Here is a 24,273-nt window from a genome sequence, read left to right on the forward strand (position 1 = left end):
TCCAAATACAGGAGAACCTTGTCTAAGAAGTCGCGGAATATAACTTCTTCAAAGACGACGAGTTATCTCAAGAGGACAAGCAACATAATATTTGTTCTATTGTAAGAGAAATACAAATATTTGGGATGAAATTAAGATGTTCGGCTTTTAAATTTCCTGAAAAATAAACAAACGAAGGAACATGATTGCTCTCTTGTTTGTTTTATATTTCAATTCAATTAAATCCAAGAAAGAGATTTATCTGGTATTAAGTAGAATTTTATAGTTATAAATCATGGAACAATTTCAAAAACTGTACCTTGGTTAAAATCAGTCACTTTCATAGAGCCATAAACCCCTAAATATAGTCTTGTTTGATCCAGATTCGTTCCCAAATTAACATAATAAGAAGATTGAGACCCAAAATTATAATCGGTTTCAATAACACTAAAATCATTTAGTTTACAATCTGTACCTACCCTGGTATAAGCTAAAACCCCTCTAACCGGAGGCTGAGATTCTTTATCCTTGGCAAGATCGGTAAACACAACGCTTCCCGTTAAATTGGGGATTCCATTCCCCATATATGGCTGAACTCCTGTAAGTGCAGTTCCTCCAAACTTATCGGGTCGGGGATCTTTATGAAAATAACTAGTTATAGGCTGAATACGCTTCACTGAAGAATTTATTGCTTCATTGTAATAAGCAATTGTTTTCTCATCCAAAGTTGGATTTGCAGAGCAGCCCCTTATAAACGAAGTAGGAAAAGCACCTTCCCACCCTCGCCAGCCAAAGTTAATAAATCCTTCTAGGTCAGGTTTAGATTTCATTAAAGAAGCTTGAATAAGCTGAGTAACCGGTATTGGTTTATAATGAACGAATGAAAAAATCGACTCTACCAAATCCTGTCCGACATTTCCCACATATTTGATATACTGATTATAAAACCTTTGAAATGAAATGCCTGGTATATTGCGAACCCCTTTGGCAATTACCGTAAGCGTTTCCTGAATAGGTGCGGGAAGTTCATTAAAACGTGTGATTACCGGTGGATTATAGATAAATGTATTCTTAACTACATCAATTTCGATTATTTTACCAGCGATTTCCATATCATCCTGGCTTAAATTAAATGGATCATAGCCAGATCCACCATCTCCGGTTGTTAAAACAAGGTTTCCGGTTTCAGGTGAAAAGTTTAAGCTATTGACACCATTATGATTAAAAAATGGTCTTCTTAAGTTAAGTAATGTTCGTCGTTTTTGAGGTTGACCATTCGATTGTAAAATCCATTCTTCAACTGTATCAATATGATCATATTGATTTTCTCTATTTATCCATCTTAGGTTTAAAGTTCTGGGATCACACGGGTTAGGCCTAAAAGGTTCAGAAAGAGCACCTGGACCTTGTGTTCCAGCTACTGAATAATGAAGATAAAACAGACCGTTATAATAAAATTCTGGATGAAACGCTAGCCCTAGCAATCCTCGTTCATCATATCCACCACGAGAAACACCTAGTTCAGAATCACCAAGTTTTATGATTCGCGGGCGAATATCTAAAAAAGTCCTTATAACCCCGTCCCCTATGTAAAAGATCTCTCCTACCTGAGTTGCAATAAATAATCTTTCAATTGAGTCACCCGGAAGTATTGCTGTTTTCAAAACAGTGGGTAAATTTATTTTACTTACAATGGGCCGTAAACTAACCTTAACTTTTATCAACTAACTTTACACTCCTTCTTATTGTTTTCTTTTATAAGAATATGATTAGAACTGTTCTATTAGAATCAAATTAGGGCCGGGGAATTTCGGGAATTTACTTAATAATATAAACATATATAGAACAATCTCTTTCTAAACATCTTCAATATGAATTTCAGCTTGAATCCGTATTTTTGTAGGTTGTCCTTCATAAATAACATCTAAGGTTCCAATTTCTTTTACTTCGTTGTCTTCTTTCATTAAATAGTATTGATTTCGTCTTAACTAAAACCTGAATCCAATGTTGAGGATGATAACGGTTTAAAAAAAGTTCTACCTCTTCAAGACCAAAATTCATTCCTGCTGCATATGATGCTTCTTCGTAGTCATTTGTATTATTTTTTAGTTAACGATAAAAATAGCCGGACAAACGTTGGCTCGTTTTGAACGTCACAGTTCATCAAATATATTCGATTTTTCAACTCAACAGTCATTCGGTCATGTCGGTGAAATGTTTATCGACCAAACCAGGGATATGGACTTTGTATCATCGGAAAGAACTTTGGCTTTAAAGTCGTACGAGTCAATCTTAAAACCGGCAAATTAGGACTTCCTTGTGAATAAAAAAGGTGAGGAGAATTCCCATGGTTGTATTCGTCCAGTTCAAGCAAAATTTAGTCCGAAGGGAAAGTCTTTATATATTGTCGATTTTGGAATCTTAGGAATTCGGACTATTGGGAAAAACGATCCCTAAAACCGGTTCTATATGACGCGTTAAGAAGGATAGAGGACCTGGACTTTAATTGAAATGACTGCTGTTTACTCTGAAATACCACTCGAAATATGATTGATTTTCTTTTCTTTTTTTAGTGATGTTAGTAGGTATAAGTGATGTAATGATGGCGATTGCATAGATAAATGCGTTTTATGTGACGTTTCTTATGTACCGAAAAAAAGATGGAGTAATAAAGCTTATGTGCTGTATGAAGAGAAGGAGGAACTCATGAATTGGTTTAGCATTTTATCACATGAACCATACATGCTCCACCATTATTTTAAAACGTTTTCTTATTCTAAAAAGCTCGTATTAGCCGCCCTTTTTTCTGCACTTGCAGCTATCTTGCAGTCAACCGGAAACTTTCTCCCAGGGATCGGTTATTTAATCAGTCCTTTTGCCACTCTCCCTATCTTGATTTGTACCATTATATCTATTCCCTTTGGGCTTCAAAGTTATGTTTTAACGTTTCTTTTATTGATTCTGATCCAACCTGGCGAATCATTTGTTTTCCCGTTTACAACAGGGATGGTAGGTTTAGGACTTGGAATAGCTCTTCTTATTTTAAAAAGACGAATTGGCATCATAGTTTTTACGTCTATATTATTAATGGGTGGAATTTGTTTTCTTTTATATATTGTCCATTTCCCTGTTTTAGGACCAATCGCCAGTACATCTCTTTCATTAAAGGTTATAGGATTTATTTACATTTTTTCTTTTATATATAGCTGGGTATGGGTTGAATTAAGCAGGTTTATCTTTAAGAAATGGTATAAATTGATGGGGGAAAAATAGATAAGCAAGTTTAGGGAGCATAGGAATATGACATGCACTCTTTCTTTGTAAAGGTTCATATAGTTTAATAAGATGTTAGTCACAAAAGAATTTCTTGTTAAAAGTATACTCATATTAGGATCATTTTCGCTACTCCGTTAACGGGCGCTTTAATGAAGTAACTAAAGCCTAATTTCTCGGTGTTAAAAGCGAGAAATTAGGCTTTTTATATTTGGATTTCTTTACAGTTGTAAATCTGTATTTTCCTGATGTTACTCCCTTAGCGTATGTTTTCCGCGTTTTGTTGGTAGGACCCCAATAGGAACAAACTGTGCGGTAACTAAAAAACTAAATCGCAACAAATTTCAAGTCGTCTCTAAATTTTGAAACGGCTTTTTATTATGCATAAATAGAGCGTTCAAGGAGGTCATGTTTTGACAATTGAAATCGGTGTAATAATCGCAACTGCTAGTGTTATTATTGGTTTCTTTACATTTAACAGAAATAGGGACAAGGATGTTAAAAGTGATGCTACAGAATCGGCAATTATAAGAACAAAATTAGACAATATTGGTTAATCAGTTGATTCAATTAGGATTGATTTTAAAGCTAGTGACCAACGGTGGACTGCATTGTCAAAGACAGTAATACGCATAGATAAAAGTACTAAACAGGCACATAAACGTATTGATCAAATCGAAAAAAAGGGAGAGATTTAAAATGGATAACGAAATCATGCAGCAAGTATTAATCTTTACAACTATATTGGCTCCCATAGTCGCGGCCGTGGTTCAGGTCGTAAAGCAAACAGTCAATTTACCAAACAACGCTTTACCTATACTAAGTCTAGTAATCGGGCTAGGAGTAGGTTCTGTTGCTTTTCCTTTCACAGATATGGATATTGTCTTAAGGTTATGGGCTGGTGCATTCGCTGGTCTTGGTGGAACAGGGCTTAATGAGTTAATAGCAAAAAGAGAAGGAACTTCAAAAAAAAAGCTGCCCGTTGGGTGGCTATTCTTTTAAAAAAAGAGGAGGATATTAATATGACAACTATAAAAGGAATTGATGTTTCACATTGGCAAGGTGTAATTAATTGGAACAAAGTCGCAAAAGATGGTGTGAAGTTTGTATTTATTAAAGCAACCGAGGGAACGAGTTATTCTAAGCTTTCCTACTTTAAAGAAAATGTTCCTAAAGCATTGTCAGCGGGATTAAAAGTGGGGGCCTATCACTATGCTAAGTTTGCTACTGTAGCAGAAGCAAAGGCTGAGGCTGCGTATTTTATAGATTCTATCATTTCTATTGGTTTAAATTACCCTGCTGTTCTTGACCTTGAAGAAAACAAAAAAAAGGCAAAGAAAAAGACACTAACTGACGCCGCTATTGCATTTTTAGAGGCCATTGAAGATGCAGGACATACTGCTATGTTATATACAGGTAAATGTTTTCTTGAAAATGCTTTAGATGAATCAAGATTGAAGAAGTATACTTTGTGGATTGCTCGATACAACAGCACATTGGGACGTAGCGCAGATATTTGGCAACATTCTGATTCAGGTAAAATAAATGGTATTAGCACAAAGGTAGATTTAAATGTAGCCTATAGGGATTTCACGGAAACAGAAAATACTGTTAGCCCGCCCAATACATCCACAACAACTTATACTGTAAAAAAAGGCGACACACTTAGCTTGATTGCAAAAAAATACAAAACAACCGTAAAAGCCCTAGTAAGTTTTAATGGGATTAAAGACCCAGACAAAATTAATATCGGTCTGAAACTTAAAGTCACTGGATCAGTATCAACAAATAGTACCAAAAAGTATCATACTGTTAAAAGTGGCGACACCGTATCAGCATTAGTTAAAAAATACGGAAGTTCCACAGCACAAATTAAAAATTGGAATAGTTTAAAGAATATCGATAAAATTTATGTCGGTCAAAAATTACGTGTGAAATAAGTAAAAGCCCTTCTCTTAATTGAGAGGGGACTTTTTAGTATTTAAGTCTTATTCAACTCCCCGTTATTTAGGAATTTTCACTACCTTTTAAGAGATATATTACTGAATGTGGTTTGCCCCAGTTAGGTTAGCATTCGTGAGAAAAATTAACCTAACCGAGCGAGTTTAAAATAATTATTTGAACTTCTTCATTTTCCTCTTTTCAATATATATCCAACTATAATAGAACAGCCAGAAGACCAAGGGTACTAAAAGTACATAAGGTTTAAATTCTTTTGAATGATGATATTGATAAATTATTAAAATTATTCCTATTATCAATGCATCAAAATCATTTCCAATCTTTTTTTCAACTTTGGGTCCCATTTTTTTCTTAGCATCTTTTTTTAAGGCGGTCCTAAGAACACTCCATAAAATTCTACCTCTACTCTGTACAGATGTACCTTCTGTTAAATCAGAACTATTTTGGTCCACATAATAAAGAGTAAGAAAGTATGGCCTAAAATAGAAAGAGAGGAAAAAAAAGGATATGATAAGTATGGGTATTCTAGACGTGTAGGACCAGTAAGCAGTACAGCACCTAATGGTATCAAACAAGGAGAGCATATTTTTGAGTTATACGGTGACAATGGAAATTCTTACTTAAGATTCCATGTATTTAAAAGCCAATCTGGAAATTCAACAAATTGGCATTATCATACAAAAGATGATTGGAGTGATCATAAAGGGAATATTAAATTAGATCATGATTCATTACCGAAATGGGGATCGAAGTAAATGATAGACTATTTTTTATTAACTTTTGGTTGTAATCTGGATCATAGCAATATTGAATATTTAGTAAAAGAAAGGCTTGAACCTTATGTACGACCAATAAAGAAAAACAACAAATGGACCGACGAAAATACCAAAATAAGAAAAGATTCAACTATACATTTTATGTATGATGTGTATGATGTGAATGACAAAAAACATAGTGAAAATTTGTATTACATCAAAGATTATTATTTAACTGAAGCACAACTTCTAGGTTTTGAGCACTCTTTGAGAAAACTTAAAGGAAATCATATTTGGTGCAGGCCCAATACAAGAGGTCACTTTAATTTGAAAATTGAAGAAATCGAATATACTGGGCATATATATGTAACTGTTAATAATGATAAAGAGATACGTTTATTGGACAGGGAAGAGCCAAATTCATTAAGAGGGCAGATTCATTTAGTCCCTGAAAAAGATCAATGGGTAGAACTCCCAAGAAGTATGACAGAAGAGGAAAAAGATAAAAGGACACTAAATTGGATAAGAGAAAGTCTAATTAAAGTTGGAAAAATGTAATTATAATAAAATTATCATTTAAAAAAGCCCTTCTCATTTGAGAGGGGCTTTTTATTACTAAACCATATTAATTTTAATACTAATTTGCGCCCATTCATCAGTTGATGAATTTTCGATATCTAACCTCGAAATTATAGCAATATAAGGTGCGCTATCATCAATCATATTACAAAATTCTTTTGAATAATACATAGGGACATAACCTAATTTCATCCCCTTAAAAAATACCTCTACAGCGTAGGCGTCATAAATATTTTCTTCATGTTTTATTAATTCAATTGAATCACCTATTTTTAACTCAGTTTTGACATTCAAAAATTTATGATAGCGAGCACCAGCCAAATCAAATGAAAAATAAAAAGGTGTATCATGTAAATATTTGAATTCCTTAACAAACTCGAAATTATCGGTTGCCGTTCTTCCACGAGTTGCCTCTAAAACTTCCATTTCAGTACTTGATGAATCAAGACCATAACGTTCTAAAATATCTACATAATCAGGACGTCGTGGTTGTGGTAATCGGCTTTTTATATCCTTGAAAAGCTTTCCTGTCACTTCATAATCATCTGTAAGTGATGGGAAATTAGGGTGATTTTTAAAACCATTATTAATCGCTTCATCTAAGTCGGGATTAATATAGTTGAATTTATATGTATTTATTTCTTCATTTAATCAATTAAATAAATCCATAGTTTTGCAAAGGGATTTTTATAAATCTGAACTTTTGAGAATGGATTATTTCAAAACTCCTGAGGGTCGACAATTATATGAACTTTCCTTACCGAATTAGAAAGCATATTTGATACTGAAAAAGCAAAAGCGAGGAAAATACATGTCTAATAAAAAGTAACGTCATTTGTGTAAATCTATTCTACCGGGCTTGTTGCTTTCTCTTGAAAATTAGACGGAACCAAACAAACTGTATCAAAACTGCAATAATTACACCGACCAGAGTATCTGTCATTCTATCTATGGCATAATGTTTCGTTTGGTGTTCAAGTACAAAGACAAATAATATCGTGAGTGCGACTTGATGAATTACTGTTTTGTTAAATTTTAACCACTGTGTGATATAACATCCTAAAAGAATTAATAGTCCTAAATTCCATCCATTTATACTCATATGTCTTGCAATGAGTACAATTACGGAAATACCAATCATGGTTCCAATTACACGTTGTATGGATCGTTGGACCGTTATGTCAATTGTTGATTGAAGGCATAGGATGACCGTGAGTGGAGCTAAGTAAGGATGATCAGAACCCAATAGTTTTGATAATTCCCAGGACAGAGTAGAACCTATTGCCATATTCCATATTAGAATTGAAAAGTTCTTATTTGGAACTTCGTGTTTTTTTGTTTTCATATTCACCTCGGTGTAATATTCTACCTTTTTATAGAATCCTTCCTATGGTGAATTTTTATGTATATGGATTAATTGTTTTTTTATGTAGCTGAACAAGATATCAAGGATTTAGAGGCGAGAGGATTTGAGGTTATTTCTCCTCTTAAACAGCAAAATCCTCAATCTGAAGTGCTTCATAATCTTTCATTCGAACAGAGGAGATTCAAGGTAGAAGATTTTTCTTCTCCTTGGATTGCTAAGTTAAGAAGAATCGAAGAGTAGACACAAACTGTGCAGTAAAAAAGCCAATTGGAATTTTCCAATCAGCTCCTGTTTTTTAGATTTTTACCGGTTTCAGTACCCGCATTGAAAATAGATACTACCATAATAAAGAAAAAAAGTATTTGTATTGCTGAGTTGGCTTTCCAATATCCCAAAAAATTCATGAACACAAGAATGACAAATAAAAGAGCAGTAACTATGGTTATAAAAAGGCGTACGCTAATAGACATTTTATTCCCTCCTTATATATGTAAAATATATTTATAAAAAGGTTAACATGACAAAGTTGGTTTTAAAACCATAAATTGATTTTATTACTGCACAGTTCGAATAAGCCATACATTAGGCAATTAAGGAGGGTGCTAAACTGAAGTACATTTGGAATGATTACATATTAACCCATGGGAAACTAGCACCTCGTAAGAAGGCCCATTGTCCAAATTGCGGGGAAAATGTTGCTACGGAAAATTACATTACGCCCTTAAATAAAACAGCAATCGGAGAGCAAAAACATTATAGAAATTATTATTGGTAAACAAAGAAATGGTCCCATTCGAACCATATCACTTGCATTCATCAAAGAATATGGGGTGTTCCTCAATCTGGAGCGCAGACATGACGGTTAGAGAACTTTATCATGAGTCCGTCAAAAACAAGCATACATCACTCCGTTTGTTGATTGAATTTCTGGTATACGAAATACGAAAAAAACACGGTCAACTTTACTGACGATAAATCGTACTCGATCTTTTTTTTAAGGAGAATAATAGGCCGAGAATGAATGAGTTGTTGAAAGAATATCAGAAAAGTATTTATGGGTCAGCTATATGATGCTGCACAATCTCAATCTCAAAACCAAATGAAAAGGAATTTTGTCTTGTGAAAGTTGATAGCACTTGAAGTGACTCACTCCCATCACGGAAAGTCCATTGAATTACTGGATTATGATGATTTGAAATATGAGTTAGTTCTAGCAGCGTATAAAGAAATCAATGCAACCAGTGACGCTAATAAGTGGTTTTAGGAGGAAAAGCAAATGTCGAAAATTATTGATTTAAATACTTTCGCAGAAGAAAAATAGGGGGTGGATCAAGTGGTATAGGAAGCGAAAATTAGTTTAGAAGAAAATATGATTTATATTGTGAGCAACCGAAAACTCACTCCGATGATTTTACCAATTGGAGTTTTCGGGGAAACAATGATTATGTGGCAAAACGATAATGCTGTTCCAAAAGAGAACATCGGAAAATCAAAGAAACAAATCGATTAAAAGAATACTTGGATTGCGTTTAAAGTGGCTGAAGAATAGTGGACAATGACTGTGAAGGAAGAGTGTAGAAAAAGTAACTTCCGGAATATAGGATCAGTTTGATATGGACTTTTGATATTTGTACAACCACTTATCTAACTCTTGACTAGATTTAATCGTTTCGGGATGAGAAAGTCCTTTTAAGGTTCCAATTTCAATCAAATGGGCTCTCAAGCAATCAATATTGCTTTTCATTTCATTAAGGGATAACACTTCAGTTTTCAAAACCTTTCTCTTGTTCATTTGTAATAATCTTCAAAAAATAAAATCAATAGGTAATATTATAGATAATATTTAACAAAGAGACAAGAGATTTACAAAATCTTATCAAACAACTATAACTAGACCCTTATCATTATTGACTGGACCTCATATGTATGTATAGGGATAAAATTACCGTACAGTATGAATAAGCAGCAGCGGGAGAAGACATTCAAGCAGGTGTTTCTGTTGGAACTGGTGAAGATGGAAAAATCGTTGAAGCTCTTGGAGAAGATGCGCCTCCCATCGGATATTCAATAAATGCGGCAATTGAAAAGAAGTTGTTAGCTATGTCCGTAATGTAAAGAACGGAGAAGAAGGTGTTCCGGGTCCGAAAGGGCTCAAAGAGACAAGGGTGCTGATGGAAGAACAGTGGAACGAAATAGTAGCGAGAGTAGAGACACTAGAAGGATAAAGAGCTGGAATACTCCTGCTATATCTTTATTTAATTTAATGCTCTATTAAAGGATGTTGTTGAATAACTTGTCCTCAAAAGGGTTTGTATATTCTTCTTCTGTCAATAATGGTTATGAAATCACAAATGAGCTTTGTGAGCCAGAAAAAAAGGAAACAAATTTTGCTCTTCTTTGTTTTTTTACCGTTTGTATATAACTTACCGTTATGTAGTGAAAGGAACTTATCAAAATGCTCGAGAAGGGTAAAATCGGAAGCCGTCAACTGACGATATTAGTGATATTATATACGATTGGTGATTCTATTTTAGTTATTCCCTCCATTGTCGCTTCTGAAGCAAAACAAAATGGTTGGGTTTCTGGTATTTTTAGCGTGGCGATAGCACCGCTAGTGGTTGTCTTTTTATATGACGCTTTAAGGAAATGCTATCCTGATTTAACATTAGTGGAATACAGCCAAAAAATTTTGGGTAAGTGGCTGGGAATAGCGATTTCGCTTCTATTTATAAGCTACTTTTTTATAACCACAGCGACTTACCTGAGAGAAATTGGTGATTTTATGACAAGTCAGATTATGCCTGATACTCCAATTCAAGTGATCATGTTTCTTTTTATGAGTATCGTCCTCATGTCCGCACGTCTCGGTTTGGAACCTTTGGCCCGAAGCGCGGAAATATTGTTTCCTTTTGTTGTAATACTTTTATCATCATTGATGATTCTTCTATTGCCTGAGATTAAATTTCAAAATCTGCAACCCGTCTGGGAGGGAGGAGTGAAACCAGTTATACGGGGGTCCATACCATTTATTGTCATTCCCTTTATAGAACAGGTTGCGGTTCTGATGATCCTCCCGTTCGTGAGTCAAAAAGACAGAATAAGAAAAAGTCTGTTTGTCGGTCAATTGTTGGCTGGAAGTGTTTTGATCATAATAACAATGTTAGCCATTCTTGTTCTTGGTGTCGATTTAACAGCAAAAGAAATTTATCCAAGCTATAAATTGGCTCAGAAAATCAATATCGCTAATTTCCTGACGAGGCTGGAAGCAATACTAGCCATAATATGGTTCATCACAATTTTTATTAGATTTAGTTTGTCTTTTTATGTGACCGTTTTAGGTCTGGCACAAACGTTAAAATTGCAAGATTATCGTCCTCTGGTTTTTCCATTTGGTATGATTTTGATTGTCTTTACATTGATTATGGCACCCAATACCGTCTATTATAGTAACTTTATTTTAGACATCTGGCCTTTTTATGCTATGACATTCGGGTTTCTGTTACCATTGTTATTACTAACAATCGCCAAAGTTCACAAAAAATGATGGACCAAACTAAGATTGGGTGTTTTTTTAAAAGTAACTTGTGTGAAATTCTGTGATTTTTACACAAACCATTCATGAAAACCTTTATAGTTATCTTAACAATACACGCTATTAGAAGCTTAGGTGTTATACCATTAAAGGGTGCAGTTCTTTAATAAGGCATGCTTTCCTTATTGAACTAACAGTTGAAATAGTTCCACAGGTTGAACTAAAGAAGACCACAATAAGTGGTCTCTTTTTATTTGTCAAAAATCAACATCAATGTTTATCAAAGCCTAATTTAAAAAACGAAGAGATGTTTTGAAATGGCAAATTAAAAAGAAACATGATCGAATTGGTAAAGGAAGTGAAGGAAGGCGAAATTGAAACGGTAAAGTATCTCACACCTGTATTCATTCCTTTTTCAGTAGTTTATGAAGCAATCGATATGACACAAGAAATTGATAAAAGCGAAGAGGCTTAAAGTGCTATATCAGAAAAAGAATTGATTGAAAAACTGTAAGATTTTGTAGCAAACAAGAATTATAACAAGCAATTCACAAAAGAAGAACTATTCAATGGTCTTCAACCGCCAGATGCTATCCAAACTCTGCAAGAACACATCATCTTTGTTGCACAAGGACGTTAAAATGATGAAACAAAAAAGTTTTTGGCGAAGAAAGGTTAATGGATGAGAACTTTTTCCCACCCAGGCAAAAGGATTACATGGACAAACTCATCCTTGATCTCATGAAAGATGGAAAGGATATCAATGAAATACTGAGTATGCCTTACCACTTTTTGATTGAAATTTTAAGAGAAGTCCAAAAGGAGGTCACACAAAAGCACTGGAAGGTGTAAGGTGGAAAGTCGGAGAAGTGGCAGAGTTAGGTTTAGATTCCACGAATTATTATTACATTACACCGACTGAAGCGATAACAGAATGTATTAATACGTGGGGAGGTGAACTTAGGGACCGTGTGGAAATTGAGGATAATAGGATAACTGGTCGATTTATCGACATCCTGCCTAAAAGAAGGGAAGACATAGATAAACGGTGGGAAATCGATAAAGACATCCTATCTATTACGGAAAACAAGAAGCAGAAATCCACGAATGTACATATCTCTAGGTAATGAACCTAATCATCCTCCTTATCTTTACATAATCTAAATCAAATAAAGAATTGGGGGGAATTACTAAAAATGTATGAATTAATAATAAATAAAGATATAAATGCAAATGATTTAAGAAGAATTGCTGTTGGTGGTATTGGTCACGTCGGAGGTTTTGGTGGTGTTGGTCACGTTGGTCACGGTGGTGGTGTTGGAGGTAGTGTTGGTGGAGCTCCCGTTGGAGGTGGAATTCCTTTTGTAGAAGGTCTTGCTGCAGGAGCGTTGCTTGCAGGCCCCTATTATGGTGGATATGGATATGGATATGATGGTTATGGATATCCAGGATATGCTCCATACCCATACCCATACCCATACCCATACCCATATTCATACTACCCTTATTGAGAAAAGAAGTTAGTGGCTAAGAGCAACTATGAGAGAGCGAATATGAAATTCTATAGATACTTCTAATTTAAAAGCCCTTCTCATTAGAGAGAGGCTTATTTCTGTATAAAAAGGGAAGGGATCTTTTTGTTTTCTAAAGAACTTGCGTTCGTTTATTATGATAAAAAGGGAGGTCCTCTTAAGATGTCTATTCGTGACCGAGGAATTCTAAAGTGGCAAGCAGCCTTAATTTTACCTGAGCATAAAGCATTTCAAAAGCAAATGAACGAAGACTATTTTAGACAAGAAAAACCAATTCTTGATGATTATCAAAAAGAAGAATATGAAAATCAAATTCATTACTCGATGGAATACCATTTGCCGATAAAGTTTCAATTATATAATAAGGGGTTTCCTAAAAGAATTACAGGGTCATTGTGTATACATAAACTCAATTAATAAAGAGTTACGTATTCAAAAGAAAGATAATTCATTTGAATATATTCAGTTTGATGAGCCTATTGGTGTGATCGTAGAGGATTAAAAAAAAGCCCTTCTCATAGTTGAGAGGGGCATGTTTTTCTGTTAAAGAAGGCTGTGAGTTTTCTTCTTGAACTATTGGCGCAGATTCTTCTGTAGCTCTTTGAAATATAGGTTAAACAAATTTATGCTATAACTCTTGATAAATGAACAAAAGCATGTTTTGAGAAAAGATTGATTATTTTTGTGTTCCTTCATCAACCCTAACAAATTATATTTGCACCAGAACCCATTTGCTAGTGAGGATATAGCAATTTTAGTAGGTTGATTAACTGATTATGAGTCTGAATTTCCTGGGGCAGCACATAAAGTGTTTTAAGCTAGAATACGCTTGTATAGCGTCAGACTGTATGTCCCACTTGTTCCTGCGGGCATTTGAATAACAAAAGAAGTCGGATTTTGCACAGTTTTACCAATCGTATTTCCTGGTGGTACTGGCCCAATCGTAGTTGTAACAGGAGCTGTTGATGAATTGACTGTACCTGTTACAGTTGAAACGCTTGCAGCCGAATTAAAAATCTCAAAAGTCCCTTCAATGTAAGCGCCAACGGGAGCAGTAAATACCGTCTCATCTACTACTCCAATTGTTGGACCATTAAAATTACCACAAATGCTTTCTTGAAATATCTGAGCAGGAGGACAACAAGAGTCATTAAAACACATTGTATATTTCTCCTTTCGAATGATTTTTTCCAGATACGTTTTATCTGTGCGATACTTGATCTTCATTCCTGTAATAGAGTATGAAAGATTTATAGAAATTTCTTATATATCTTGTCCATTTTAAAAGATATAGAGTAATAATTTAGAAAAAGGTATTTCTTTATATCTATATTAGGCTAGAACACGCTTATACAAATTGATACAATATGATCCACTATCTCCAGCACCTGCTGTAATAGTAAAACTAGTAGGTTGATTAACTGATTGTGAGTCAGCATTTCCTGGAGCAGCACTTAAAGCTATTGCTGGAGTTGATGTCCCCGTAGCCGTTACTGTAGCCGTACTAGCAGCTGAGTTGAAAATTTCAAAAGTTCCTGAAGAATAAGCGCCTGCTGGAGCAGACCATATTTCAACACCTGCTAAAGGTCCGTTAAAATTACCACAAATTTTTTCTTGAAACACCTGTGCAGGAGGGCAGCAACCTCCGTTAATTCCATTTGAACCACACATTATGAATTCCTCCTATTTACTATTAAACAGCTTGTAATAGCCATTCAGTATTATAGAATGTAAATTTTGCAATCTTGCAACTGACATCAGTGTAATATTTGCTGAATTATTTTTATTTTATTAATAGAAATAGAAAAGGTGGAAGGCAATTTCCCTTAAATATGAGGAATACAGGGGAAGGATAAAGAATAGATTAGAACCCCTTGAGGATCTAAAAGATAGTTTGATCATTTGTAGAAAAGTTTACATTTCAGTAACTATTTTGTATTTTACAATGGCTGCGTTCCTGGTTGCATTTTTCTTATTTATCTTTTTTATGTTTACGTTGGTCATCGCAAATAACAGGAAAGCATACTTCTAAAAAATATTTACCCTCAGTTCTCCCTGTGTCTACCCTAAATACGATAATCGATTCGGCAGCATCTACTGTTGCTGAAAGCGTATTGCCAGAAGGAACGGAGAATTCAACTGGACTTCCATCATTTCGAATCACTAGAACCGAAACCGATGCAGTGCTCATAGCGCTATTGAATACAGAGATTGTTACGGTAGCGTCCATCGCAATTCTCGCTTTCCAAATTTCTAGACTCGGAACCTGATCGGTCAATAACAGATTACCACATGTGCTATTGCATACAATTGGTCCTGACATTTCTGTAGGTACATTTACTTTCACTTTGATTTTTTTCTCGACTTTGCATTTGCATTTTTTGTGCCCACAAACTTTACATTTTTCATGCTTGCATCTGCATTTACTGTGCTTGCAATCTGAACATTTTTTTTGTTCACTCAAATTACTAGCACCTCCTAATTCAAGTTACTATATTTCTATTAACATACTGGACAAGTTGCCTGTACTTATAGCTCGAACAATGATTTTATGATTAAAAATGGGACTACTTTTGGCGTATTTATGGGAATCACGTTACTTCATTTAAAATGTATGCTATTGGATTAAGTGATTTGCTTCAAAAATGGAGGTTGCTGAATTTATAAAAACAAATCATGAAGACCTATAGGTGATCACCAAAATATAATTGACCGCCATCTGACCACATAATAAAAATTAAAAGGTGAAAAGACTTAATGGGAATTTGTATACAAGCTATGTAAAACCTTATTAAATAAGCATTTATGTATCATTCTGAAAAGTACGAAAGGCGAAGATATGTTCAGCACACAAGTTCACCCATGGGAACGCGAACAATATATGTCAACTTATTAATAACTAAAACCCTTGGCGCCTTTCGTGTCAGGTTTTTTTATTTGGTGGGCAGATTTTCCGGAAATATATTAAATAGATAATTGCCCATCGATTGCCCACCAACTTGAGCAAAAAAAATACATCAATTATTCTATTGATGTATTTTTCAAACTTGTCCATGTTTGTCTTTTCTATCTTTTTGCTTAAATGTGCGTTAACATCAGAAGTTATAGCAAGGCTGCCATAAACTAATCTTTACTCATATCTGCTCCAGCTTTAAGTAGGGGCACCGCATATGTATGACGTAAGGAATGGATGGGCAGAGAAGGCAACTCAGATTTTTTTAATATACGACTGAATGCATTAAATAAAATAGACTTTGGCATGAAGCTACCACCATCTCTGCAAAGTACTAGATTTAAATCATGGTGGTGTAAATGATTCAAGGTTAGTTTTTATTGATTTTGATGCATATGATGATGTTGAATTACTTGAGTAAGTGTTTGGCTAATTTTTGGTTTACCCCTGATATAGTAATAGCATAGAAGTTTTGAAAGAGACCTCTAATATTATGGTGAATTATGAGATCGGAAAAGTGGGGATAATTACTAAATCTTTAAAAAAGATCCGGGGGGCAGGTTAAGAACTGATATAAGAAGTCCACTATCGTGGAACCGTTTTTCTAAAAATACTAATTTGTTAAAAATGAGGTGATGAGATGATGAAGCACATATTATTATTTGTTGTTTTATTAATGGTTTCCTATTTTATTTTAGACTTCACTTTTATTAAGGCTGTTCTTTATTCAATTATTATGGTGATTATTGCTAGTTTGATTTATTTTTTTGATAAGCGTAAAAATATGGATTCGCATTAAAAAAATAGAAATTGAGATTAAAAGTAAAAAATTTAGAGGGTGATACAAGGCATAGATAAACTTGCCTGTACTAGATCCTCTAGTCATTGAACAAACCTTGATTTCACTGTTTACCTAATAAATATTCTCCATTCACTCAAACATATTTGCTCAAGTGTGAACCGACGACTGGAAAACTACGTCTCTGTAAAAAGTTATTTCCCTTTGCGTGTAAGTTGACCACAATATTAATGATCATGTTCTATCACCTAAACAAAATTCAAATAATTCCTCACATCTATTTCTCAATCTAGGAATAATAAAAATTACTCATTAAAAACTAACAGGACCTCTCCTACCGAGAGGGGGTATTATATTTCTTGATAAATGTAGTTAGTAACAAGAAGTAAAAAACTCCACGAATGTACATATTTCTAGGTAATGAACCTAAACATCCTCCTTATCTTTACATAATCTAAATCAAATAAAGAATTGAGGGGGAATTATTAAAAATGTATGATTTAATAATAAATGAAGATATAAATGCAAATGATTTAAGAAGAATTGGTTTTGGTGGTGGAGGTCACTTTGGAGGTTTTGGGAGACCATTTGGTTTTGGGAGACCATTTGGTTTTGGGAGACCATTTGGATTTGGGAGACCATTTGGTTTTGGAAGACCATTTGGTTTTGGATTTCCTTTTCTAGGAGGTCTTGCTGCAGGAGCGTTGCTTGCAGGGCCCTATTATGGGGGTGGCTATGGATATGATGGCTATTATGGATATGATTATGGATATCCAGGATATGCTCCATACCCATACCCAGATGCATATTCATACTACCCTTATTGAAAAAGACGTTAGTGGCTAATAGAAACTTTGAGAGCGCGTATATGAAATTGTACAGATACTTCTAATTTTAAAGCCCTTTTCTATTAAGAAGGGCTTATTTTTATTTAAAAAGGTAAATTATCCTGAATTACAGGCCTAACCTTCTTTTCTAACTTCGTAATATCATCGTCTCCGTTATAAAGACTTTATCAATCCTAAAATATCACTAGAAGCATGTTCCCTTTTCATCTGCTGAATCCATTCGTAGGCGGTAATTGCAGCTGTCCAATCTGGATCATTCTTGTAGTGTGAACCGACGACTGGAAAACTACCACTCTGTAAAAAATATTTCCCTTTGCGTGTAAGTTGACCTCAATATTAATGTTCATGTTCTATCACCTAAATAAAATTTTAATAACTCCTCACATCTATTTCTCAATCTAGGATTAAAATAATTATGTATTTCTTCGTATCCATACCGACTAATTAGACTAGTGATCAGACGAGAGATATAGCTATTTATAATGCTGATCAGTAATTTGATAGAGCTGTCAGGAGGAAATAAGCAGGAAATTATCTCCTAATATCGAACTGTTAGATAAAGGAGATGGTAAAAATGAATCTGAGAGTTAAATATAGGCTTTTTATTCATGTTGACGGAGGTCTTACTCCCGAGAAATATGACCGATACGAGATACTAAACGTCAGAGAAGATATTGATCCTGATGATACTAAGGATTACCAAGAACTTAATATAAAGTTAGGAAAGTCGATTAATCGGCCTGTAAATGAATTTAAAATGAAAAGCTTTGAACCAATGTAGGAGCATCCTTGCGATGGTGTTTTTTACTTGCAGGAAATTATCTCCTTTAGTCGAAATGTTGTTTGATTAAGGCATAGAAAATTTATAATAAGCAAAGGGACGGCACTCATGAAGAGAGTGTCGTCTTTTTATGGATAAAGAAGGAAATAACCTGTCGTTTGGAGAATATGACGAGAGGGGGTGGGATAATTGCGACAAAATAGTGAACTGGTTTTAACTAAAGAGGATATTTTAAGAATGATTGTTAAACACCTTGATGTATTCCCGTTAACTAGTCTAGAGGCTATTAGAGAAGTGATTAGGAGTTCTTTAAAACAACAAGGCTTAATATTTGGGGTAACTGAACATTCAGGTGGCGGTACTATAACCAATAGAGAAAGAATATCAGATGAAGATACCCTTTTAATTAATGATTGTATTTATGACCTTTTATATACCCGTGTTATCACGCCTGGAATTAATGATGATAATCTTGATTTACCTTGGATTCATGTTTCTGATAAAGAGAAACTCAAAACATACCTAAATGAATCGTAATCATTTTAGTTCAAAGCACTCATTTCATTGGGTGCTTTTGCCTTTTTTAATAAAAGGGGATTATCTCTTTTGTCAAAATGAGTAGGCGACAGGAGTTAATGACATGAATACATTGAAACTTATTTATGTAATATTAAATGATCTTGAAAAAAACGAGGAGGAACGACCAAAATTAATAAATTATTAATGGTGCATGAATCAGCAATAATCAAACTTGGTGCCGGTTTGGGCGAGGCTATACCTACGTTAAAAGGATGCAAGTCTAGAAGAGAATAATTAATAAATTTAAAATAATGGCTAGAGAAATGAGAGACTTTTTAAAATGATAATTCGAAAGCATAATAATGGGTGCTTTTCATTTGCAGGAAATTATCTCCTTGTGCCGAATTTATAGGACAAAGGGAGTTGATAAAATGGATAGTAGTCAATTATCAATTTTTACGTTGGAAACACTAAAAAATCACAAAACAAGTACAGGTGTAAGTGTAAACCAATTTTTAAAACAAAAACATCCTAATGGTGATTGGGTAGTAAATAAGGATGAAATAGGTTATTACGTAAAAGTAGCACATTTAACAATGAAATATCGATGGAAAATAGTTGGTGAAGTTATAGAGGCTATTAATGGTAGAGCTGTACAACTTACACCAGATTTACATCCAAATAAAGTTAATATAGACGCTAAAAGAGATAAGGTCCAATTAATGATCTATGATTTTGTTAGAAATACCTTTGGAGAGATTGAAAGCATGGAAGAATCCATTAAAAAAGCTTCTGTAAAATTCAATCTTACTGAAAAAGAGGTTGAGGCAATATATCTATCCAGAGAGGTTTAAACTCAAGTTATACTTATACGATATAGTAGCAAATGTAATTATAACTAAATAAAACTGCTCCCTAAGTAAGGGAAGGTAAAAAGATGTAGGATGATTTAGTCTATGTTTTCACAAAATTTTCTAGGAATCACATAGAATTACTAGGTGCTTTGTAAGTACTAGCTAAGGAAAAAGCGAGTTTGCCAAAGCTCTAAATTCAAAGGAGATTTCGAAATAGTCAATGGATTAAACCAAGTACACTAGAAGCCTTCTTAGCAACAATGAATCCAATGTGAAATGAGATTCACAAGCAGTTCGCAGCTCATACATCCCGATTTCATTTATAAGCAGCCATACTAATTCTGTATGGCTGCTACTATTCCCTTTTTATTTTTTCGGGATTGTGAAGGGTGGTTAATGTTTTGTAACTCGTAATAATTCTTAAAGCTCTTCAATTTCCACTTCAGAGTAACCTCTAAAGATCAAAAATCTTCTTTTCTATTTACAAGTATCTAATATCGGCTTTTTCCTTTATAGCAGGTTTTCAATAACTCTTTAGCGCGTTTAGCAGGTATCTCATATTCAAATTCACTTACTTCAATATCATCTTCTATGTGTTCGTAGAGGTTATTAAATATTTCTATGAATGACCTAAAGATTACAGTTGTTTTATTCGCTTCGATGTCTTATAAAAAGTTATTTCTGGTTCAATTTTATTTTTTCTACAATCCACGTATGTCCATCTCCAGAGAGAGATGGTAATGAAATTTTCTTCTTTTATCCCCCGTTTGTTTAATAAATATTTTGATTCATATATTCCTTCCTTTTAAATTCCGTATAAAAAATCAATGGCAATATGATCATAAAAATATACGAAATTGCATGACCATTATTCATGGAGGTATCAAAATATGGAGGGAATTATCAATTAAAAGAACTACACTAGAAGACTTTCCCTCTACTAAGTAAACAAAGCTTAGGTCTTCTCGTACTCTAAAGTCGAGAGTGATTTTTTAAGAATACTAAATTGTATTCCATCATAATATGCATTAGTTAAAAATATGGAGTAGGTGGCAATGTAAATGGGTTTTGTGGAGATGATACCAGGACGAATGTACATTGGAGGACGAATTTCTTCCGATGATTGGGGTTTTGTTCAGAGAAATATATCAGTCATCGTGAACCTACGTACGAAACCTGATCGTCCTCCATTTGATTTTTCAAGAAGAATAATGATATGGGTTCCTATTACTATATGGGTAACTCCTAGTTTAGAATTGGTCGATAACTTGATCAAACAGCTTAATCAATTGTTTGACCAGGGCTATCGAATATTAATTCACGATACTTTAGGAATACAACGATTGGGCTTTATCATTACTGCATTTTATATGCAAAAATATAGATTAAATCGAGAAGAGGCCCTTTACTTGGTTAAACAAAAAAAACCTGATATAAAACCCACTGAAAACTATCTGCAATTGCTAACTCAGTATGAAAATTATTTAAACCTGTAAGAAAAAGACCCATGTATGTACTTATCACTGTCAAACAGACAGTTATAAAAAAAGACTAGATAGCCATCGAGATTGGATATTCAATCGGAGCTCGATCGTTTAGTCGTTTTTGGAACTTGTATGATAAAAAACTAGAAGCTCTTGGTATTATCCGCCAGGTAGCAATGAGGAGAAAAAATATGCTGCAGATTGCTAATGCCATTATTATTCAACCAGTGAAAGATGAAATGTCCGGTCTTTAAAACAACTACACTAGTGAATCTTAATTTAGATAAATCTTTTGATGCAGCTTTTTTCACACTGAAACTCCCTTATTTACAGTTGATTTCCCATGCTTTTTTATAGCGTTTTGTATATCAATCAGGCAATTGCAAATGAAAACTAAAGATCTTTCATAAAGGTTGAATCAAATATAGGGATGGGATTTTTTCTATTCATAAAAGAACGTTTGTTCGCGTATGATATAAAAAAGGGAGGTCTTCTTAAGATGTCTATACGTGACCGAGGAATTCAAAAGTGGCAGCCAGCCTTGATTTTACCTGAGCATAAAGCATTTCAAAAGCAAATGAACGAAGATTATTTTAGAATAGAGAAACCAATTCTTGATGAATACCAGATTGAAGAACATGAAAATCAAATTCACTACTCGATGGAAAACCATTTGCCGATAAAGTTTCAATTATATAATGACGGGTTTCCAAGAGAACTACAGGGGTATTGCGTATATATACACCCGATTATTAAGGAGCTACGAGTTCAGAAGAAAGATAATTCTATTGAGTATATTCAATTTACAGAAATAATTGATCTATTGGTTGTGGATTAAAAAAGAAAAACCCTTCTTAATAGAGAAGAGGCACGATCATTAATCTTCAAATAACTCATCCATTGAAACGTCAATTTCTTTTCTTGATTTATCAGTGCCTTCCTTTGAAATGGTGGAAGTGAGCTCTCAGCTGATGGTCAAGGTACGATATCTCTAGAATTACTAGGCGACGAAATTTAAGCTACGGGCGATGCAACCGTAATAATGGGCCTGCTAATTAAATTGAAAATGAGGTTAATCAAAAGTTAATAATTACAGGGAATTGGCTCCAAGCTTTAGGTAGTTTGGTGGGGCTTACCGATGAATTTGAAGATAATAATCCATCTGGTCGAGCCGAGAATATCATAGGAGGGTTATTACAAGGAATAGGGAACTCTATGCTAGCGTTGGGTGGGGTCTATCAACTTGAGAAGATCAACAATAAAGACGCACAAAAAAATTGGGGTAATCGGAAGTTGGATTCAAGCAATCGGTTCGGTGTTGTCTTTAATTGGACAAATTAAAGAAGAAACTCAGGAGATTCAATTGGAGATAGATGAATAATTAAAGGTTATACCTTAAATTCTCTTTGATAACCGTCCTTCAAGGGCGGTTTTTTTATATAAAGGTCCCTTTCTATATGTTCAACTAAAAGTGAATAAGTTTCCATATTGAATTAGAATAATATGTATTTGATAAAATTCAGCAGTTTTCATTAGAGAAAAAGAGCTAAATAGCAAAAACTCCTTATGAAAGGAGTATATTAATTTATTAAATATATAAAGGTTTTTTAGGGACGAAATATAATTGCTATATACAGAGGGGAAGTGCCCATTATGTCGAATATTCATTATGAATTTCCTACAAACTGATAGCTATTTATATTATCACGTTTTGGTGAACACAAAATGATTGTTATTGGTGATAATTAGGATAGATGACGTTTTGTAAGAAAATCACTTCTCTTTTTAGGGATTCGGAAACTTGGAGTAATGAATTCACATCCTTTTGCAATGAGGTGATTTGATTTTCCATTTTCCTCATTTTCCTACTTTGTTCCTTTGCTTCTTGTTCTTCTTTTTTTTCTAATATAGCGGATTGTTCTATTTCAATCGCGACACCACTTGATGAAACTAAGTCACCAATTGTAATTATAATGGCACCTATTAAAGCTAATGCAAAGCCTACATTTGATTCTGAACCTGAACCTGAATCTGAACCTGAATCTGAACCTGATCCTTTTCCTTTTCCTTTTCCTTTTCTTGAACTTGTTCCTGAACCTGTTCCTGCTCCTGATGTATCGGGGTTTTCTAACTCCTCTACTTCTTCAATTTCTTCTACCTCTTGAGCTTCTACTGCAATCCCAAGAACAGTAAGAATGTTTCCTATGTTAACAATCAATGAACCAAATAAATCAATCTTATCTCCAATATTAGTAGGTAAGGAATTTAAAATATGATCTTCTTCGGGTTTCCACTGGTTCAAAACTTCTCACCTTCTTGGCTGTTACTTTATTTTTTTTAATAAGCTCAATGTTGCCACATTTAGCTCTTGTTCGATGTCTTTTAATTTGGAAATTTCATTTTGTATATCGTCTTCATTCAATTCTGTTAGGGTTTCATTATCAATTCTACATAATAAATTATTCAAACAATCTAAAATTTCCTTGAATGATTTTATTAATAATCCATGTTCCCCATCCAAAAGATATGGGGGAACAATAGTCTCTAGAGATTGGACACTACACTGTCCTACACTAATCGCATTTTTTAAATCTATACAGTACTGGTCATAATCAGAAATTATTCCATCAATATAAGTAGGATGTACCATATTAGAGATATAAACTAAATTTCCTCCCACCAATTGTAGAGTTTGCCCGTATTTCTTTAAATTTCTTCTCATATAATTTCCTCCTGATAACCAAAACACATTGGGCTTTTATCTTTGATAATGTATGCGATGGAAATAAAATGGTTCAAATAAAAAGTAAGAGTTCATTTGTATAAAATAATGATAAAACTCTTCTCATTTGTGAGGGCTATTTATGCTAATGTTCCCCTGTAAAAAAGGGGATTTTCCCCCTACAGCATGTTAATACCTTTCACCACTGTTTGAAACATGGGAAGGGAGGTTTTCAAGGAATAGCGACAAAGTATTCGGATAACTGCTCCTATTGGTACCGTTGGCCCGAATTGGGTAAGAACTTGGTTTTCATCAGTTAGCTAAAGCAAATTCAA

General features: G+C 34.1%; 32 protein-coding genes and 3 pseudogenes. 24 read left to right on the plus strand and 11 right to left on the minus strand.

The annotated features are described in order from the left end of the window. Positions 1–272: 272 nt before the first annotated feature. Entirely contained in the window at positions 273–1,703 is a 1,431-nt protein-coding gene (locus NST21_RS09920; protein WP_340888877.1) for a PQQ-dependent sugar dehydrogenase, read from the minus strand. A 982-nt stretch (positions 1,704–2,685) separates the two neighbouring features. On the opposite strand from NST21_RS09920, the gene NST21_RS09925 reads away from it, so the two are divergent. From NST21_RS09925 to NST21_RS09950, 6 genes are all read left to right on the plus strand, one after another. Next, positions 2,686–3,252: a hypothetical protein gene (locus tag NST21_RS09925; RefSeq protein ID WP_340888878.1), complete on the plus strand. Its 567-nt coding sequence runs from the start codon at positions 2,686–2,688 to the stop codon at positions 3,250–3,252. A gap of 413 nt (positions 3,253–3,665) precedes the next feature. After that, complete coding sequence (locus tag NST21_RS09930; protein WP_340888880.1) at positions 3,666–3,809, plus strand: hypothetical protein; 144 nt, start codon at positions 3,666–3,668, stop codon at positions 3,807–3,809. A 142-nt stretch (positions 3,810–3,951) separates the two neighbouring features. Next, positions 3,952–4,254 carry a holin gene (locus tag NST21_RS09935; RefSeq protein WP_445670499.1) on the plus strand — a complete coding sequence of 101 codons (303 nt, stop codon included), beginning with the start codon at positions 3,952–3,954 and terminating at the stop codon, positions 4,252–4,254. A 20-nt stretch (positions 4,255–4,274) separates the two neighbouring features. After that, a complete protein-coding gene (locus tag NST21_RS09940; RefSeq protein ID WP_340888882.1) occupies positions 4,275–5,192 on the plus strand; it encodes a glycoside hydrolase family 25 protein in 918 nt (305 codons plus the stop codon). 465 nt (positions 5,193–5,657) lie between these two features. Beyond that, positions 5,658–5,969, plus strand: coding sequence for a YpjP family protein (locus NST21_RS09945; RefSeq protein ID WP_340888886.1), 312 nt, complete (start codon positions 5,658–5,660; stop codon positions 5,967–5,969). Then, complete coding sequence (locus NST21_RS09950) at positions 5,970–6,527, plus strand: hypothetical protein (RefSeq protein WP_340888888.1); 558 nt, start codon at positions 5,970–5,972, stop codon at positions 6,525–6,527. 57 nt (positions 6,528–6,584) lie between these two features. Here NST21_RS09950 and NST21_RS09955 read toward each other — a convergent pair whose 3' ends face one another. Then, positions 6,585–7,082, minus strand: coding sequence for an HIRAN domain-containing protein (locus NST21_RS09955; RefSeq protein ID WP_340888890.1), 498 nt, complete (start codon positions 7,080–7,082; stop codon positions 6,585–6,587). Between the two features lie 175 nt (positions 7,083–7,257). On the opposite strand from NST21_RS09955, the gene NST21_RS28760 reads away from it, so the two are divergent. Next, positions 7,258–7,317: a hypothetical protein gene (locus tag NST21_RS28760; RefSeq protein ID WP_445670589.1), complete on the plus strand. Its 60-nt coding sequence runs from the start codon at positions 7,258–7,260 to the stop codon at positions 7,315–7,317. An 81-nt stretch (positions 7,318–7,398) separates the two neighbouring features. On the opposite strand, the gene NST21_RS09965 is transcribed toward NST21_RS28760, so the two are convergent. Both NST21_RS09965 and NST21_RS09970 read right to left on the minus strand, forming a co-directional pair. Next, the gene (locus NST21_RS09965; RefSeq protein ID WP_340888892.1) at positions 7,399–7,893 is read right to left on the minus strand and encodes an FUSC family protein; all 495 of its coding nucleotides are present in this window, start codon (positions 7,891–7,893) and stop codon (positions 7,399–7,401) included. Positions 7,894–8,195: 302 nt separating this feature from the next. Then, positions 8,196–8,384, minus strand: coding sequence for a hypothetical protein (locus NST21_RS09970; RefSeq protein ID WP_340888894.1), 189 nt, complete (start codon positions 8,382–8,384; stop codon positions 8,196–8,198). Between the two features lie 261 nt (positions 8,385–8,645). On the opposite strand from NST21_RS09970, the pseudogene NST21_RS09975 reads away from it, so the two are divergent. After that, a pseudogene (locus NST21_RS09975) lies at positions 8,646–8,780 on the plus strand (hypothetical protein); the annotation flags it as partial. Positions 8,781–9,265: 485 nt separating this feature from the next. Next, the gene (locus NST21_RS09980) at positions 9,266–9,424 is read left to right on the plus strand and encodes a hypothetical protein (protein ID WP_340892492.1); all 159 of its coding nucleotides are present in this window, start codon (positions 9,266–9,268) and stop codon (positions 9,422–9,424) included. A 93-nt stretch (positions 9,425–9,517) separates the two neighbouring features. Here NST21_RS09980 and NST21_RS09985 read toward each other — a convergent pair whose 3' ends face one another. Further along, on the minus strand, positions 9,518–9,706 hold the full coding sequence (locus tag NST21_RS09985; protein WP_098177536.1) for an aspartyl-phosphate phosphatase Spo0E family protein: 189 nt from the start codon (positions 9,704–9,706) through the stop codon (positions 9,518–9,520). 663 nt (positions 9,707–10,369) lie between these two features. Between NST21_RS09985 and NST21_RS09990 the strand changes: the two genes are divergently transcribed. From NST21_RS09990 to NST21_RS10010, 6 genes and pseudogenes are all read left to right on the plus strand, one after another. Continuing rightward, positions 10,370–11,458, plus strand: coding sequence for a GerAB/ArcD/ProY family transporter (locus NST21_RS09990; protein WP_340888897.1), 1,089 nt, complete (start codon positions 10,370–10,372; stop codon positions 11,456–11,458). A gap of 325 nt (positions 11,459–11,783) precedes the next feature. Further along, positions 11,784–12,086, plus strand: a pseudogene (gene gpG, locus NST21_RS28765) (phage tail assembly chaperone G). A 101-nt stretch (positions 12,087–12,187) separates the two neighbouring features. Continuing rightward, on the plus strand, positions 12,188–12,298 hold the full coding sequence (gene gpGT / locus NST21_RS28770) for a phage tail assembly chaperone GT (protein WP_445670590.1): 111 nt from the start codon (positions 12,188–12,190) through the stop codon (positions 12,296–12,298). A 17-nt stretch (positions 12,299–12,315) separates the two neighbouring features. After that, positions 12,316–12,573 carry a hypothetical protein gene (locus NST21_RS10000; RefSeq protein WP_340888901.1) on the plus strand — a complete coding sequence of 86 codons (258 nt, stop codon included), beginning with the start codon at positions 12,316–12,318 and terminating at the stop codon, positions 12,571–12,573. 69 nt (positions 12,574–12,642) lie between these two features. Then, entirely contained in the window at positions 12,643–12,957 is a 315-nt protein-coding gene (locus tag NST21_RS10005; RefSeq protein ID WP_340888903.1) for a hypothetical protein, read from the plus strand. A 183-nt stretch (positions 12,958–13,140) separates the two neighbouring features. Continuing rightward, the gene (locus tag NST21_RS10010; RefSeq protein WP_340888905.1) at positions 13,141–13,395 is read left to right on the plus strand and encodes a YolD-like family protein; all 255 of its coding nucleotides are present in this window, start codon (positions 13,141–13,143) and stop codon (positions 13,393–13,395) included. A gap of 396 nt (positions 13,396–13,791) precedes the next feature. On the opposite strand, the gene NST21_RS10015 is transcribed toward NST21_RS10010, so the two are convergent. From NST21_RS10015 to NST21_RS10030, 4 genes are all read right to left on the minus strand, one after another. Continuing rightward, complete coding sequence (locus NST21_RS10015; RefSeq protein ID WP_340888906.1) at positions 13,792–14,139, minus strand: S-Ena type endospore appendage; 348 nt, start codon at positions 14,137–14,139, stop codon at positions 13,792–13,794. 171 nt (positions 14,140–14,310) lie between these two features. Beyond that, entirely contained in the window at positions 14,311–14,649 is a 339-nt protein-coding gene (locus tag NST21_RS10020) for an S-Ena type endospore appendage (protein WP_340888907.1), read from the minus strand. Between the two features lie 301 nt (positions 14,650–14,950). Beyond that, entirely contained in the window at positions 14,951–15,325 is a 375-nt protein-coding gene (locus tag NST21_RS10025) for an S-Ena type endospore appendage (RefSeq protein WP_340888909.1), read from the minus strand. Positions 15,326–16,101: 776 nt separating this feature from the next. Beyond that, on the minus strand, positions 16,102–16,239 hold the full coding sequence (locus tag NST21_RS10030) for a hypothetical protein (RefSeq protein ID WP_340888911.1): 138 nt from the start codon (positions 16,237–16,239) through the stop codon (positions 16,102–16,104). Positions 16,240–16,574: 335 nt separating this feature from the next. Here NST21_RS10030 and NST21_RS10035 point away from each other — a divergent pair, with 335 nt between their 5' ends. The 9 genes and pseudogenes from NST21_RS10035 to NST21_RS10070 all read left to right on the plus strand — a co-directional run bounded on the left by NST21_RS10035 (position 16,575) and on the right by NST21_RS10070 (position 22,597). Further along, positions 16,575–16,730, plus strand: coding sequence for a hypothetical protein (locus tag NST21_RS10035; protein WP_340888913.1), 156 nt, complete (start codon positions 16,575–16,577; stop codon positions 16,728–16,730). Positions 16,731–17,221: 491 nt separating this feature from the next. Beyond that, on the plus strand, positions 17,222–17,557 hold the full coding sequence (locus NST21_RS10040) for a hypothetical protein (protein WP_340888915.1): 336 nt from the start codon (positions 17,222–17,224) through the stop codon (positions 17,555–17,557). Between the two features lie 595 nt (positions 17,558–18,152). Then, positions 18,153–18,359, plus strand: coding sequence for a hypothetical protein (locus tag NST21_RS10045; RefSeq protein WP_053345473.1), 207 nt, complete (start codon positions 18,153–18,155; stop codon positions 18,357–18,359). A gap of 189 nt (positions 18,360–18,548) precedes the next feature. Further along, positions 18,549–18,896 (plus strand): hypothetical protein, encoded by a 348-nt coding sequence (locus NST21_RS10050; protein ID WP_340888917.1) that lies wholly within the window; start codon positions 18,549–18,551, stop codon positions 18,894–18,896. A 413-nt stretch (positions 18,897–19,309) separates the two neighbouring features. Next, positions 19,310–19,732, plus strand: a complete 423-nt coding sequence (locus NST21_RS10055) for a hypothetical protein (RefSeq protein WP_340888918.1) — start codon at positions 19,310–19,312, stop codon at positions 19,730–19,732. A 1,061-nt stretch (positions 19,733–20,793) separates the two neighbouring features. After that, on the plus strand, positions 20,794–21,228 hold the full coding sequence (locus NST21_RS10060; RefSeq protein WP_340888919.1) for a protein-tyrosine phosphatase family protein: 435 nt from the start codon (positions 20,794–20,796) through the stop codon (positions 21,226–21,228). Positions 21,229–21,715: 487 nt separating this feature from the next. Then, positions 21,716–22,054 (plus strand): YolD-like family protein, encoded by a 339-nt coding sequence (locus NST21_RS10065; protein ID WP_057218054.1) that lies wholly within the window; start codon positions 21,716–21,718, stop codon positions 22,052–22,054. A gap of 284 nt (positions 22,055–22,338) precedes the next feature. Further along, a pseudogene (locus NST21_RS28775) lies at positions 22,339–22,425 on the plus strand (DUF6944 family repetitive protein); the annotation flags it as partial. A gap of 34 nt (positions 22,426–22,459) precedes the next feature. Beyond that, the gene (locus NST21_RS10070) at positions 22,460–22,597 is read left to right on the plus strand and encodes a hypothetical protein (protein WP_157444492.1); all 138 of its coding nucleotides are present in this window, start codon (positions 22,460–22,462) and stop codon (positions 22,595–22,597) included. A 351-nt stretch (positions 22,598–22,948) separates the two neighbouring features. On the opposite strand, the gene NST21_RS10075 is transcribed toward NST21_RS10070, so the two are convergent. Both NST21_RS10075 and NST21_RS10080 read right to left on the minus strand, forming a co-directional pair. Then, positions 22,949–23,518 (minus strand): hypothetical protein, encoded by a 570-nt coding sequence (locus NST21_RS10075; protein WP_340888925.1) that lies wholly within the window; start codon positions 23,516–23,518, stop codon positions 22,949–22,951. Positions 23,519–23,539: 21 nt separating this feature from the next. Next, a complete protein-coding gene (locus NST21_RS10080) occupies positions 23,540–23,938 on the minus strand; it encodes a hypothetical protein (protein ID WP_340888926.1) in 399 nt (132 codons plus the stop codon). Between the last annotated feature and the right edge of the window lie 335 nt (positions 23,939–24,273).

The sequence above is a fragment of the Peribacillus sp. FSL K6-1552 genome (genome assembly GCF_038005205.1).
Lineage (GTDB): Bacteria > Bacillota > Bacilli > Bacillales > DSM-1321 > Peribacillus > Peribacillus butanolivorans.